This window comes from Devosia sp. YIM 151766 (genome assembly GCF_030285925.1).
GTDB lineage: Bacteria > Pseudomonadota > Alphaproteobacteria > Rhizobiales > Devosiaceae > Devosia.
The window spans coordinates 1,439,843-1,452,879 of sequence record NZ_CP127251.1; the positions used below are offsets into that span (position 1 = coordinate 1,439,843).

Sequence of the window (13,037 nt, forward strand, 5' to 3'; positions counted from 1 at the left end):
AGGCACCGGGTCAGGAGCGGATGTCGCTATGCGCCTTGGTGACCGGCTTGCCGCGGAAGGTCACCCAGAAAAAGTTGAGCGTATAGGTGCCCGCCGTGCGGAATACCCCTTCCTTCTCCAGCCGGCGCCCGGAGGTCTTCATCCTGAGGGCATAGGTCCATTTCACCCCGCCGACCTTGGACAGGCGCACCGCCACATCGGTATCCTCGCCGAAAAACTCGATGGAGCGGTCATAGCCGCCGACGGCTTCCCAGGCGGCGCGCTTGAAGACGAAATTACCGCCCTGAACCACCGAGCCCACCCGCAGCACGAAGCGGTTGAGCACGTAGATCAGGTATGTCAGCCCATAGAACAGGCCGATCAGCAGCCGATTATGCGCCGCCATGTCGTAATAGATATAAGGCCCGCTGAGACAGACCAGCTTGTCATCCTTGCCGAATTCGCGCCGCACCACATCGAGCCAGCCTTCCGGCACGATGGTGTCGCTGTCGATATTGGCGACCAGATCATAGCCTTCGCTGGCGGCGAAGCCGGCGTCGCGCGCATTCACCAGCCCCTTTTTGGGCTCATCCACCACCTTTACGCCGGCAAAGCTCCGGGCGATTTCGCCGGTGCGGTCGGTCGAGGCATTATTGACGACGATGATATCGGCATCCGCGCCGGAGCGCCCGATCTCCGCCTGCACGGATTCGAGGCATTTGCCGATCAGCGCCTCTTCGTTATAGGCGGGAATGACAAAGGCGAGTTTCATAGCGATCCTCATGCCGGCCCCTGCCGGTCCAAGTGGGGCAGCACATAGCCTGCCGCGCTTTCGGCGGCAACCTTCGTTCGTCACGCCTCTTGAATGTCGCGACGGAATGGGCCCTCCTCATGCTGCGCCGGGCTTTGGCGCGACTCGAAGGTGACAGCGCCAATGCCGACCAGCCCTATTCCACCGGCGGACAGCCAAAGCTCCGAGCCGACCGGGTTCGCGCGCCTGCGGTCCCGGCTGCGCCTCCTCTATCACGGTCAATCGCCCAAGGCGGTGCGGTTCCAGGCGATCGTCCTGGTGGTCGATCTGGCCATCATCGCCTTCTTCATCGCTTCGCCGCTGCTGCGCGATTCCTCAAGCTTCTTGTGGATCGACTATTCCATCGCCGCCATTCTGGCGATCGACCTGCTGGCGCGCGGCCTGGCCTCGACCCATCCCCTGCGCTGGCTGCATCAATTGCCGGTCATCGTGGATATCTTCATCCTCATCACCCTGCTGGCGCCGGCCTGGCTGTTCAATCTGGGCTTCCTGCGCATCTTGCGGCTGTGGACGCTGACCCGCTCCGGCACCGTCTGGCGTCCATTGGAAAAGCGCGGCCTTGCCGATTATCGCGAACCGATCCAGGCGACGATCAACCTGCTGGTCTTCCTCTTCGTGGTCACCGGCTTCGTCTATACCGCCTTCGCCCAGCGCGATTCCGGCATTTCCGGCTATGTGGACGCGCTGTATTTCACCGTCACCACCATGACCACGACCGGCTTCGGCGACATCGTGCTGCCGGGCACGTTCGGCAAGCTGGTGTCGATCATCGTCATGATCATCGGCATTTCGCTGTTCGTGCGCCTGGCGCAGCTCATTTTCCGGCCGAACAAGATCACCTTTCCCTGTCCGCAATGCGGTCTCTCCCGCCACGAGCCGGACGCGGTGCATTGCAAGGCCTGCGGCCATTTGCTTAAAATTCCCGATAGCGGGGACAATTGACCCCCGCCCGGTCCGCAAATCCCGTCCGGCAGGATTTCCGCCGCCTGCTCCCTTGCCGGGGCGAGCCGGGGGCCACATATTCGATGGCATGAGCGAGAAGAATCCGACGACACGCCGCGACGGCGTCGTAGAGCAGCAGGGCAAGGTCAGCGACGAGGTCGCCGCCTTCGTGCAGAAGGTGGGACAGCTCGCCCGGCCCAATGCCAGCGAGGACGGGCGGCTGTTATTCGCCATGGATGCCACGATGAGCCGCCAGCCGACCTGGGACATGGCGGTTTCGTTGCAGGCCGGGATGTTCGAGGCGATTCCGCGCGACGCCCATTTGCAGGTGCAATTGCTGTATTTCCGCGGGCTGGGCGAGTGCCGGGCCTCCAAATGGGTGAAGGACGCCTCGGCGCTCGCGCGCCTGATGAGCGGTATTGCCTGCCAGGGCGGCAATACGCAGATCGGCAAGGTGTTTTCCCATGCGCGCGACGAGCATCAGAAGCGGCGGATCAATGCCATGGTCTATGTCGGCGACGCCATCGAGGAAGATGTCGACGCGCTCTGCGCCAAGGCCGGGGAACTCGGCCTGCTCGGGCTGCCGATCTTCGTGTTCCAGGAAGGTAGCGATAGCCGTGTCGAAGCGGCGTTCCGCGAATTCGCCCGGCTGTCCAAAGGCGCCTATGCGCGCTTCGACAGCTCGGCACCGGGGCAATTGGCGGCGCTGCTGAAGGCCGTGGCGGCTTTTGCCAGCGGCGGCAAGGCGCATCTGCGCTTGCAGGCGGGTGGCGCGGCAAAGGCCTTGCTGGCGCAGATCGAGGGCAAATGAGCTGGATTCTTATCGTCGGCTTCGGCCTTCTCCTCGCGCTCTGGCTGTTTCAGGCGCTGCGCAAGATGGACCGTCGCGTATTGATGCGGAGCCTGCGCTGGATCGTCGGCGGCGTGGCGGCGCTGGCGGCGCTGACCGGCTTGCTGCTGCGGCGCATCGATATCGCCATGATCCTGGGCGCGGTCGCGGCCTCGGTGCTGTTGCGCGGACGGCTGGGGCAGTTCTCCTTCGACCAGGTCAGCGGCGGTGGCGGCAATATTTCCAAGGTGCGCAGCCGGTTCCTGGCGATGGAACTGGATCACGATACCGGCGAATTATCCGGCCGGGTGGTGGATGGCCAGTTTGCCGGCTGGGACCTGATGGATCTGGACGAATATGAAACGCGCACGCTGATCATCGAGATCCGGCATGACGCCGAAAGCGTCAATCTGCTCGAAAGCTGGCTCGACACCAATCGCGCCGGCTGGCGCGAATATTTTGCCGAACAGGAAGCGGGAGGCGGCCAGGCCGGTGAGACATCCTTCGGTGATGCGGCGGACCCGGTGGCGGAAGCCTATGCCGTGCTGGGCCTGAAACCGGGCGCCAGCCCGGAGGAAATCCGGGCGGCGCATCGCGAATTGATGAAGGCCGTGCACCCGGATCGGGGCGGCTCGGAATTCCTGGCGGTCAAGATCAATGAAGCGCGGGACCTGCTGCTGGAAAGGGCTGGCCGTGACTGATTGCGGGCCGATGGAGATGGACCGATGAGCGTCGCCTTCACTAAGGAAGACAGTGCGGAAGCGGCCTCGGAGACCTTGCTGCCGGATCGCCCCATTCCGGAGGGACCGAATCTGGTGACCGCGGCGGGGCTTGCCGCCCTGGAGCGCCAACTCCAGGAGGCGCAACTCGCCTATGATGCGGCGATGACCATCGAGGACGTCAGCGAAAGGCGGCGGCAAGCGGCCAATCCCTTCCGCGATATCCGCTATTTCGCCGAGCGGGTGCGGACCGCGCAGGTGGCGCCGCCGCCCGAAAATACCGACATCGTCACCTTCGGCAGCATGGTGACCTTCGAACGCGATGACGGCAGGGTGCAGACCTATCGCATTGTCGGCGAAGACGAGGCGGACCCCAGGGCCGGCTCGATCTCCTTCTCCTCACCGATCGCGCGGGCCCTGATCGGCAAGGGTGTCGGTGAGGCGGCTCCAGTGGGAGCGGGCGAGGTGGAGATCGTGGCGATCGGTTGAAGCAAAGGCGGGAGCAGCGACCGCTCCCGCCTGAATGTGGGGAATGCCTGACCTCAGCTACAGCCGGTCGTCGTGCCGCAGGTGTCGCACTTCAGACATGTGCCGTTCCGGACCATCGTGAAATTGTGGCATTCGGTGCATTGATCGCCGGTATAGCCCTTCATTTGCGCCTCGGCGCGCAACAGGCCGGCATCCTTGCTCGGCGGCGGCGCCGGGATCGGTACGAGCTCGGCCGTGTTGAGCGCGGTAGGCGTCGGATCGATCTTGAGCGCCGTGGCGCCGCGCAGGGCCGTCACCGTCGAGGTGCTGGCCGCCTGGGGGACGTAGCGGCCGGCTTCGGCGGTGGGGACCAGCATCAGCGACGCATTGGCGGTCTTACCGCGGGTCATGCCGCGGGAGACAAAGCGCTCGGCGGGCACCGGGGCAGGGGCGGGCGCAGCGCTGCGCGCGTCCTGGCCTTCGGCAACGCCCTTGCCGAGCGAAGTCGGGCTGTCCGGATTGACATGGGCCAGGTCATCCCGGTCGAGATAGCTGACGGCCAGTTCGCGGAACACGTAATCGAGGATCGAGGTGGCGTTCTTGATGCGGTCATTGCCCGCGACCATGCCGGCCGGCTCGAAGCGTGTGAAGGTAAAGGCCTCGACGAATTCGTCCAGCGGCACGCCATATTGCAGGCCGATCGAGATCGAGATAGCGAAATTGTTCATCATGGCGCGGAAGGCGGCGCCTTCCTTGTGCATGTCGATGAAGATTTCACCCAGCCGTCCATCGACATATTCGCCGGTGTGAAGATAGACCTTATGACCGCCCACGACTGCCTTCTGGGTATAACCCTTGCGGCGATCCGGCATTTTTTCGCGTTCGCGGAACACCTTCTCGACGATCTTCTCGACGATGACTTCGGTGCGGGCGGCGGCGGGCAGGGCGGCGAGGGTTTCTACCGTATCCTCATCATCCTCGTCGTCAGCGGCGGCGAGCACGGAGGAATTGAGCGGCTGGCTCAGCTTGGAGCCGTCGCGATAGAGCGCATTGGCCTTCAGGGCCAGGCGCCAGGACAGCATATAGGCGTTCTTGGCGTCCTCGACCGTGGCGTCGTTCGGCATATTGATGGTCTTGGAGATGGCGCCCGAAATGAAGGGCTGGGCGGCTGCCATCATCAGGATATGGGATTCCACCGACAGATAGCGCTTGCCGATCTTGCCGCAAGGCGTGGCGCAATCGAAAACGGGCAGGTGCTCTTCCTTGAGGAAGGGCGCGCCTTCCAGCGTCATGGCGCCGCAGACATGGATATTGGCGGCTTCGATATCCTTCTTGCCGAAGCCCAGGAAGGAGAGCAGGTCGAAGGAGAAGTCGTTGAGCTGCTCGTCGGTGACCCCGAGGGATTTGAGGAAATCGGCGCCCAGCGTCCACTGGTTGAAGATGAACTTGATGTCGAAGGCCGAGGCGGTCGCGGCGTTGAGCGCGGCGATCTTCTCGTCGGTAAAGCCCTTGGTGCGCAGGGTCGCCGGATTGATGCCCGGCGCCTGGTTGAGATTGCCATGGCCGACCGCATAGGCCTCGATCTCGGCGATCTGGTCTTCCGAATAGCCCAGGGTGCGCAGGGCAGGGGGCACCGCGCGATTGATGATCTTGAAATAACCGCCGCCGGCCAGCTTCTTGAACTTCACCAGCGCGAAATCGGGCTCGATGCCGGTGGTATCGCAATCCATCACCAGCCCGATCGTGCCGGTCGGGGCGATAACGGAAACCTGGGCGTTACGGTAGCCGTGCTTCTCGCCCAGCGCCAGCGCCTCGTCCCAGGCGGCCTTGGCGCGGGTGGAGAGGCCCTCATCCGTCAGGCCGGCATGGTCGAGAGCGACCGGATTGACTGAAAGACCCTCATAGCCATCGGCATTGCCATGGGCGGCATTGCGGTGGTTGCGGATGACGCGCAGCATGTGCTTGGCATTGCGCTTGTAATCCTTGAACGGGCCGAGCTCCTTGGCCATTTCGGCCGAGGTGGCATAGGAAACGCCGGTCAGAATGGCGGTGATGGCGCCGGCAATGGCGCGGCCTTCGGCCGAGTCATAGGGAATGCCGGAGGTCATGAGCAGGCCGCCGATATTGGCGTAGCCGATGCCCAGCGTACGATATTCGAACGAGCGTTCGGCAATGGAGCGCGAGGGGAACTGGGCCATCATCACCGAGATTTCGAGCACCACGGTCCAGAGGCGGACAGTGTGTTCGAAGGCGGCGGTGTCGAAGCTCGAATCCTGGTTGCGATAGGGCAGCAGGTTGACCGAGCAGAGATTGCAGGCCGTATCGTCGAGGAACATATATTCCGAGCACGGATTGGACGCGACGATGGGGCCGGCAGCAGGGCTGGTGTGCCATTCATTGATGGTGGTGTGATACTGAATGCCCGGATCGGCCGAGGCCCAGGCCGCGTAGCCGATCTGTTCCCAGAGGTCGCGGGCCTTCAGCGTCTTGGTGACGTCGCCCTTGATGCGGCCGATGAGGTTCCAGTCGCCGTCATTCTCGACGGCATTGAGGAATTCGTCGGTGACGCGGACGGAATTGTTCGAATTCTGGCCGGAAACGGTGAGATAGGCTTCGCTGTCCCAATCGGTGTCGTAGATGGGGAATTCGAGGTCGGTATAGCCCTGCCTGGCGAACTGGATGACGCGGAAAATGTAGTTTTCCGGCACCAGGGCCTTTTTGGCGGCGCGGACTTCGCGCTTGAGCGCCGGGTTCAGCGCCACGTCAAAGCAATCGTCGCCCGAACCTTCGCAGTTCACGGCGGCCTTCATGATCGCCTTCAAATGCTTGGAGACGACCTTGGAGCCGGTGACGAGGGCGGCGACCTTCTGCTCTTCCTTCACCTTCCAATTGATATATTGCTCGATATCGGGGTGATCGATGTCGATCACCACCATCTTGGCGGCGCGGCGCGTGGTGCCGCCCGACTTGATGGCGCCGGCAGCGCGGTCGCCGATCTTGAGAAAGCTCATCAGGCCCGAGGACTTGCCGCCGCCCGAGAGCTTTTCGCCTTCGCCGCGGAGCTTGGAGAAATTGGTGCCGGTGCCGGAGCCGTATTTGAACAGGCGCGCCTCGCGGACCCAGAGGTCCATGATGCCGTTTTCGTTGACCAGGTCGTCGTCGACGGACTGGATGAAGCAGGCATGCGGCTGAGGATGCTCATAGGCCGATTTGGACTGAACGAGCTTGTGGGTGAACGGGTCGACATAGAAATGGCCCTGGCCGGGACCGTCAATGCCATAGGCCCAATGCAGGCCGGTATTGAACCATTGCGGCGAATTGGGCGCGACGCGCTGGGTGGCGAGCATGAAGGCCAGTTCGTCGAAGAAGGCGCAGGCGTCGTCCTCGCTGTCGAAATAGCCGCCCTTCCAGCCCCAATAGGTCCAGGTGCCGGCCAGGCGGTCGAACACCTGGCGGCTGTCCATTTCCGGGCCGTAGCGCTCGGCTTCGGGCAGCTTGGCCAGCGCGGCCTCGTCAGGAACGGAGCGCCACAGCCAGGAGGGGACGGAATTCTCCTCGACCTTCTTCAAGACCTTGGCGACGCCGGCCTTGCGGAAATATTTCTGGGCGATGATGTCAGTGGCCACCTGCGACCAGGTCGCGGGCACGGCGATGTCGTCGAGCTTGAAAACCACGGACCCGTCGGGGTTCCGGATTTCGCTGGTGGCCGAGCGGAACTCGATGGAGCCGTAGCGATCCGCATTGGCAGTGGTAAACCGGCGTTCGATGCGCATTCTCGTCGTAATCCCCAAATAAGCAGGCACATAAAGGCCCGCCAGCCGCTGGTTCGGCTTCGTCCGTTGCTGTTTGACGCTTTTACTAATCGAAATCCGCGGGAGGTGCGGGTTTCGAAAATTTGCCCCGTGCCCCGAACCCGCGACGATCTTGCTGTCTGCCGTTGGATTTCGAGGACTTTCCGGCCGTCTGTCGGGACGGTTCCGGACCGCCGATAAGACTTCCCCGATTCATGGGGCGCGTCAACGTCAGAAATCACAACACCTAGTGCCGCAGCCGGGTTCCGAAACAAGGTATAGTAGGGACAATATGTGAATTGCGGGGACAAAGTGCAAGGAAATCAGCGCGCTCGGACGCAGATTTGAACGGCTGTTCCTATCGGTCGCCGGATGGAAACGTGAGGTCAGGTTCCTGCCGTAATATGCGGCGAATCCTTGCTGTTTGCCCCCCGCTCTGGCCGCGTTATCGGATGGTTAACCATGGGGGCGAATGGCAGAATCAAGCAGGACGAAATGGTGTCAAGCGAACAATTTTGGGCAAATCCGGGGGTGGCCGCCACACCATATCCGGTTCGCGCCGGAAGCGTGTTGCGGGATCGCGACTTTGATGCCGCAGGCGCCAAGAAGGTCTAGGCTCCCTCGGCCAGCCATGCTAAACCGCAGCCAATCGACGTCCCCAATCTCGGAATCGACCTGTGGCCCAATCCGGTATCAAGCAATTCCTGACTGAAATCCTCTCCTGGTGGGGGGGCAATACCTGGGGCACGCGGCTCTGGATCAAGCGGTTCGGCGCCTATGTCGGCTCGGATGAGTTCGGCAATCGCTATTATTATGACCAGAAGCACGACCGCCGCTATGTGACCTATGCCGGCGGCTTCGCCGATGCCTCCGCCATTCCGCCGGGCTGGAACGGCTGGATGCATTACCGCACCGACGTGGTGCCCGCCGATGCCAGATATGAGCCGCATGCGTGGGAAAAGCCGCATCTGCCGAACCTGACCGGCACCGCCGCCGCCTATCGTCCGGACGGCAGCCTGCTCAACAAGGGTGAGCGCCCGCGCGTGACCGGCGATTATCAAGCCTGGTCTCCCGAATAAGGGCAGGGCGCGTTGCGACCAGTCCTTGCTCCGTTTCTGCGGCCGCTGCTGACAGCGGCCGTTTTGGCTTGCGGCCTGCCCATGCTGCCGGCACAGGCGCAACCCATGGCCAATCCGGTGGCGACCTTTGCCGGTCTCGACAAGATCACCGGCCGCATCACCCGCTTCGATGTCTATATCAATGAAACGGTGCTGTTCGGCGCGCTCGAGATCACGCCGCGCGCTTGCTATAACCGGCCGGCCAGCGACACGCTGCAACGTATTTCGGCCTTTCTGGAAGTGAACCAGATGAGCCTCGATGGCACCGGCGAGCGCATCTTCACCGGCTGGATGTTTGCCGATAGCCCGGCGCTCAACGCCGTGGACCACGCGGTCTATGACGTGTGGCTGATCGAGTGCAAGGTTTCGACCAATGTCCCGCCACCGGAGCAGCGATAGGTTTTTTTCCGCTTCCGTCGAAATCGGCGATTGTCTCTCGTCGCACCGGTACGGGCCGAGTGGCCGCGCTGAGGAGAGACGATATGTTGAGCTTACCGGAAATCATCGAGCGGCCGGCACAGGCCTATGCCTTTGTCCGATTCACCGTGCCGATGGATCAGATGCAACGCCCCGCCAATGAGGGCTTTCCGCAGGTTTTCGACTATGTCGCCAAGCATGGGCTGAAGCCCATCGGCGCCGCCTTCTACAATTATCGCCGCATCGACATGGCCGATACGCTGGATGTCGAGGCCGGGATAGCGCTCGAACATGCCGGGCCGGAAGAGGGCAATGTGAAGATCGGCACCTTGCCGGCGGGCCGCTTCGTCACGCTGACCTGGAACGGCCATCCCGACCATTTGATGACGGTGACCGGCATGCTGATCGGCTGGTTGAAGCTGGCGGAAATGCCGCTGGACATGGTCGAGGCGGCCGACGGCGATCATTTCGCTTGCCGGCTGGAACTTTACGAGAGCGATCCGGCGGAAGTACCGAACCTGGACGAATGGGTGACGACGCTGGCCTTCAAGCTGGCCGACTAGGGAGCGGCTAGAACATCTCGTCCAGCGCGCAATAATAGCGGTATTTCGCCTCGTCCCATTCCACGCCATAGGCGGCCAGGAACGGAGCGACATGCTCCTTGCCGATATTATAGGCGATGCTGCGGCAGGCCAGCGCCAGGTCCTGCCAGAGATCGGCCCGACCCAGGCGGCCGCAATCGACAATGCCGGAAAAGCGGCTGTCCTGCGCCATGATATTGGGGGCGGAGGCATCGCCATGGGTCAGAATCAACTCGCCGGCTTCGGGCCGGTTGGCATGCAGCCAGTCCAGCACCTGCCCTGCGCTCCAGCCCCGGCGTTCGGTATCGAAATCGCTCTCATCCACCTTTCCCGCCACCAGCCGCCGCTCGGCCTCGGCGAGGCGCGCATCGAGGCTGTGATCGAAGGGGCAATTGGTGGGATCGAGCGCATGGAGGCGCTTGAGGCCCTGGACATAGGCGCCGACGAATTCGGTGGGCCGTTCCATATGGAGGGTCAGGTCCTCGCCGGGAACGGCGCTCATCAGCAGGAAGAGACGTTCGGCGGTCTGTTCCGCATCGATGACCCGTGGCGCCTTGAAGCCCATGCCGGTCAGCCAGTTCAGCCGTTCGATTTCGCCGGGCAGCTCGGCCAGCGCGTGGACAGGCTCGGTCTTGAGAAAGACCGAATTTCCATCGGCCAGCGCAATCCGCCAGACGTCGCAGTTCGACCGTCCGATCGTCACGGCCTTCCAAGGCAGCTCTTGCAGCGGTGCGAGGCTTTCGGGCAAGTCGACGGGTCTGGTCATTGCCGGCGGTCCCATTCATTCCAGTCGCCCGCCAAGCTCAGGGCCCGGCCCAGGCGGTCTTCATATTCCGCCCGGGGGATTTCGATACCGCCGAGCGAAGCCAGATGGTCGGTGAGGAATTGGGTGTCGAGCAATTGGAAGCCGCCAGCCCGGAGCCGCTCCACCAGATGGGCCATGGCCATTTTCGAGGCGTCGGTGCGTCGATGGAACATGGATTCGCCGAAGAAGGCAGCGCCGATGGCGAGGCCATAGAGGCCACCGACCAGCTCCGTTCCGTCCCACACTTCGACCGTATGGGCGATGCCGCGATGGAACAGTTTGCCATAGACGGCGCGGATGGTGCCGTTGATCCAGGTGGTGTGCCGATCCGCGCCGATCGTGGCGCAGCCGTCGACGACAGCGTCCCAGTCCGTGTCCACGCGAATGGTCCAGCCCGATTTGCGCATCGCCTTGCGCAGGCTTCGCGAAACGTGGAAGTCATCGAGCGGCACGATGCCGCGCTGCTCGGGGCTCACCCAGAACAGATCTTCGTCCGCGGCATCCTCGGCCATCGGGAAAATGCCGGAGCGATAGGCGCGGACGATCAGTTCAGGCGTGATCTCGACGGTAAAGGGATCGGTGTGGCGGACCATGGGCGTCACCGCATGAGAAGGCCGGATTGCCCGGGCAAGCCCGGCAATGACGCGGTTCGGAGGACTATGCGCAAAGCCATCGCTCCATCGCCACCGGGCCAGTCCCGGTGGCCCATCCATTAGGCCTTATTGGCCGCCAGAAATTTTTCCAGCCAGTGGATGTCGTAGTTTCCCGCCAGGATATCCGGCTCCCTGATCAGGCGCTGGAACAGGGGCAGGGTGGTCTTGACGCCATCGACCACGAATTCGTCCACGGCGCGGCTGAGGCGCTTGAGGCATTCCTCGCGGGTGCGGCCATAAACGATCAGCTTGCCGATCAGCGAGTCGTAATAGGGCGGAATCTTATAGCCCTGATAGACCGCCGAATCGACGCGGACGCCGACGCCGCCCGCCGGATGGTAGAAGGTGATGGTGCCGGGCGATGGCGCGAAGGTCTGCGGGTCCTCGGCATTGATGCGCACTTCGATGGCATGGCCATAGAACTGCACCATGTCCTGGGTCATGGAGAGCTTTTCGCCCGAGGCGACGCGGATCTGCTCATAGACGATATCGATGCCGGTGATACGCTCGGTCACCGGATGCTCCACCTGCAGGCGCGTATTCATTTCGATGAAATAGAATTCGCCGTTCTCGTAGAGGAATTCGACGGTGCCGGCGCCGGAATATTTCAGCTTGCGCATGGCGTCGGCGCAGATTTCGCCGATCTTGTCGCGTTCCTCCGGGGTGATGGTGGGGCCGCCGGCCTCTTCCCAGACCTTCTGGTGGCGGCGTTGCAGCGAGCAGTCGCGGACGCCCAGATGCACGGCATTGCCCTGACCGTCGCCGAGGACCTGCACCTCGATGTGACGCGGCTTGCCGAGATATTTTTCCATATAGACGGAATCGTTGCCGAAGGCGGCCTTGGCCTCGGAACGGGCCGTCGACCAGGCGACCAGCAACTCGGATTCGGACTGGGCCACCTTCATGCCGCGTCCGCCGCCACCGGCGGTCGCCTTGATCAATATGGGATAACCGATGTCCTTGGCGGCCTTGAGCGCCTGCTGTTCGGTCTCGACCGCATCGGCTGAACCGGGAACCACGGGGATGCCGAGCTCAACCGCAGTCCTCTTGGCGGTGATCTTGTCGCCCATGATCTCGATGTGATGCGCCGACGGACCGATAAAGGTCACGTTGTGCTCGGACAAGATCTTGGCGAAGCGGGCATTCTCGGCGAGGAAGCCATAGCCCGGATGCACCGCGTCGGCGCCGGTGATCTCGCAGGCAGCGAGAATGGAGGGAATGTTGAGATAGCTGTCCTTGGCCGCATTGGGGCCGATGCAGACGCTTTCATCGGCCAGGCGCACATGCATGGCGTTGGCGTCGGCGGTGGAATGGACCGCTACGGTCGCGATGCCCAGTTCTTTGCAGGCGCGCAGGATGCGCAGGGCGATTTCGCCGCGATTGGCGATGAGGACTTTCTGGAACACGTGAGAAGCCCCTTATTCGATGACGACGAGCGGCTCGCCATATTCGACCGGCTGGGCATCGTCCACGAGGATACGGGTGATGGTGCCCGAACGGTGCGCCGGAATCTGGTTCATGGTCTTCATCGCCTCGATGATGAGGACGGTCTGGCCCTCGGAGACCTTGGCGCCGACTTCGACGAAGGCAGGCTTGCCGGGTTCGGACGCGCGATAGGCGGTGCCCACCATCGGCGATGTCAGGGTGCCGGGATTGGCGGCGAGGTCCTCGGCCTTGGCCGGGGCAGCGGCAGGCACCGAACCGGCCGGCGCGCTCGGGGCAGGGGCGGCGGCGGGCGCCGGCATATACTGGACCGGCGCATGCGCATAGGTCGGCGCTTCGTTGGGATAGGAGCGGGTGACGCGAACCCGAAGGTCTTCCTGCTCGATTTCGATCTCGGCGAGGTTTTCCTTGTTGAGCAATTCGGCGATGGCGCGGATCAGTTCCTGATCCACCGATGGCTTGGTCATTTTGTGTCGGTCTC

The 13,037-nt window shown here is 62.9% G+C and carries 13 protein-coding genes; 7 read left to right on the top strand and 6 right to left on the bottom strand.

Features of this window, described 5'->3' with window-relative positions:
• Window positions 1–10: 10 nt before the first annotated feature.
• Window positions 11–751, bottom strand: a complete 741-nt coding sequence (locus tag O9Z70_RS07065; RefSeq protein ID WP_286021760.1) for a glycosyltransferase family 2 protein — start codon at window positions 749–751, stop codon at window positions 11–13.
• A 162-nt stretch (window positions 752–913) separates the two neighbouring features.
• Between O9Z70_RS07065 and O9Z70_RS07070 the strand changes: the two genes are divergently transcribed.
• From O9Z70_RS07070 to greA, 4 genes are all read left to right on the top strand, one after another.
• Window positions 914–1,732: a potassium channel family protein gene (locus O9Z70_RS07070; RefSeq protein ID WP_286021761.1), complete on the top strand. Its 819-nt coding sequence runs from the start codon at window positions 914–916 to the stop codon at window positions 1,730–1,732.
• Between the two features lie 88 nt (window positions 1,733–1,820).
• The gene (locus O9Z70_RS07075; protein ID WP_286021762.1) at window positions 1,821–2,543 is read left to right on the top strand and encodes a VWA domain-containing protein; all 723 of its coding nucleotides are present in this window, start codon (window positions 1,821–1,823) and stop codon (window positions 2,541–2,543) included.
• Window positions 2,540–3,262 (top strand): J domain-containing protein, encoded by a 723-nt coding sequence (locus tag O9Z70_RS07080; RefSeq protein WP_286021763.1) that lies wholly within the window; start codon window positions 2,540–2,542, stop codon window positions 3,260–3,262. Before O9Z70_RS07075 ends, O9Z70_RS07080 begins: the two co-directional genes overlap by 4 nt.
• 24 nt (window positions 3,263–3,286) lie before the next feature.
• Window positions 3,287–3,769, top strand: coding sequence for a transcription elongation factor GreA (greA, locus tag O9Z70_RS07085; protein WP_286021764.1), 483 nt, complete (start codon window positions 3,287–3,289; stop codon window positions 3,767–3,769).
• Between the two features lie 53 nt (window positions 3,770–3,822).
• Here the strand turns inward: greA and O9Z70_RS07090 are convergent, their stop codons facing one another.
• Window positions 3,823–7,521 carry a vitamin B12-dependent ribonucleotide reductase gene (locus O9Z70_RS07090; RefSeq protein ID WP_286021765.1) on the bottom strand — a complete coding sequence of 1,233 codons (3,699 nt, stop codon included), beginning with the start codon at window positions 7,519–7,521 and terminating at the stop codon, window positions 3,823–3,825.
• A 710-nt stretch (window positions 7,522–8,231) separates the two neighbouring features.
• Here O9Z70_RS07090 and O9Z70_RS07095 point away from each other — a divergent pair.
• The 3 genes from O9Z70_RS07095 to O9Z70_RS07105 all read left to right on the top strand — a co-directional run bounded on the left by O9Z70_RS07095 (window position 8,232) and on the right by O9Z70_RS07105 (window position 9,637).
• On the top strand, window positions 8,232–8,618 hold the full coding sequence (locus O9Z70_RS07095; protein WP_286021972.1) for an NADH:ubiquinone oxidoreductase subunit NDUFA12: 387 nt from the start codon (window positions 8,232–8,234) through the stop codon (window positions 8,616–8,618).
• A gap of 81 nt (window positions 8,619–8,699) precedes the next feature.
• Window positions 8,700–9,056, top strand: a complete 357-nt coding sequence (locus O9Z70_RS07100; protein ID WP_286021766.1) for a DUF2155 domain-containing protein — start codon at window positions 8,700–8,702, stop codon at window positions 9,054–9,056.
• Window positions 9,057–9,139: 83 nt separating this feature from the next.
• The gene (locus O9Z70_RS07105; protein WP_286021767.1) at window positions 9,140–9,637 is read left to right on the top strand and encodes a GyrI-like domain-containing protein; all 498 of its coding nucleotides are present in this window, start codon (window positions 9,140–9,142) and stop codon (window positions 9,635–9,637) included.
• A 7-nt stretch (window positions 9,638–9,644) separates the two neighbouring features.
• Here the strand turns inward: O9Z70_RS07105 and O9Z70_RS07110 are convergent, their stop codons facing one another.
• The 4 genes from O9Z70_RS07110 to accB all read right to left on the bottom strand — a co-directional run bounded on the left by O9Z70_RS07110 (window position 9,645) and on the right by accB (window position 13,023).
• Window positions 9,645–10,421: an APH(3') family aminoglycoside O-phosphotransferase gene (locus tag O9Z70_RS07110; RefSeq protein ID WP_286021768.1), complete on the bottom strand. Its 777-nt coding sequence runs from the start codon at window positions 10,419–10,421 to the stop codon at window positions 9,645–9,647.
• Complete coding sequence (aat, locus tag O9Z70_RS07115; protein ID WP_286021769.1) at window positions 10,418–11,053, bottom strand: leucyl/phenylalanyl-tRNA--protein transferase; 636 nt, start codon at window positions 11,051–11,053, stop codon at window positions 10,418–10,420. Before aat ends, O9Z70_RS07110 begins: the two co-directional genes overlap by 4 nt.
• A gap of 119 nt (window positions 11,054–11,172) precedes the next feature.
• Entirely contained in the window at window positions 11,173–12,519 is a 1,347-nt protein-coding gene (gene accC / locus O9Z70_RS07120) for an acetyl-CoA carboxylase biotin carboxylase subunit (RefSeq protein ID WP_286021770.1), read from the bottom strand.
• 12 nt (window positions 12,520–12,531) lie between these two features.
• Window positions 12,532–13,023 carry an acetyl-CoA carboxylase biotin carboxyl carrier protein gene (gene accB / locus O9Z70_RS07125; RefSeq protein ID WP_286021771.1) on the bottom strand — a complete coding sequence of 164 codons (492 nt, stop codon included), beginning with the start codon at window positions 13,021–13,023 and terminating at the stop codon, window positions 12,532–12,534.
• Window positions 13,024–13,037 lie beyond the last annotated feature (14 nt).

Coding starts and splice junctions, on each gene's coding strand:
- O9Z70_RS07065 (WP_286021760.1), bottom strand. CDS start 751: ATGAAACTCGCCTTTGTCATTCCCGCCTATAACGAAGAGGCGCTGATC.
- O9Z70_RS07070 (WP_286021761.1), top strand. CDS start 914: ATGCCGACCAGCCCTATTCCACCGGCGGACAGCCAAAGCTCCGAGCCG.
- O9Z70_RS07075 (WP_286021762.1), top strand. CDS start 1,821: ATGAGCGAGAAGAATCCGACGACACGCCGCGACGGCGTCGTAGAGCAG.
- O9Z70_RS07080 (WP_286021763.1), top strand. CDS start 2,540: ATGAGCTGGATTCTTATCGTCGGCTTCGGCCTTCTCCTCGCGCTCTGG.
- greA (WP_286021764.1), top strand. CDS start 3,287: ATGAGCGTCGCCTTCACTAAGGAAGACAGTGCGGAAGCGGCCTCGGAG.
- O9Z70_RS07090 (WP_286021765.1), bottom strand. CDS start 7,521: ATGCGCATCGAACGCCGGTTTACCACTGCCAATGCGGATCGCTACGGC.
- O9Z70_RS07100 (WP_286021766.1), top strand. CDS start 8,700: ATGCTGCCGGCACAGGCGCAACCCATGGCCAATCCGGTGGCGACCTTT.
- O9Z70_RS07105 (WP_286021767.1), top strand. CDS start 9,140: ATGTTGAGCTTACCGGAAATCATCGAGCGGCCGGCACAGGCCTATGCC.
- O9Z70_RS07110 (WP_286021768.1), bottom strand. CDS start 10,421: ATGACCAGACCCGTCGACTTGCCCGAAAGCCTCGCACCGCTGCAAGAG.
- aat (WP_286021769.1), bottom strand. CDS start 11,053: ATGGTCCGCCACACCGATCCCTTTACCGTCGAGATCACGCCTGAACTG.
- accB (WP_286021771.1), bottom strand. CDS start 13,023: ATGACCAAGCCATCGGTGGATCAGGAACTGATCCGCGCCATCGCCGAA.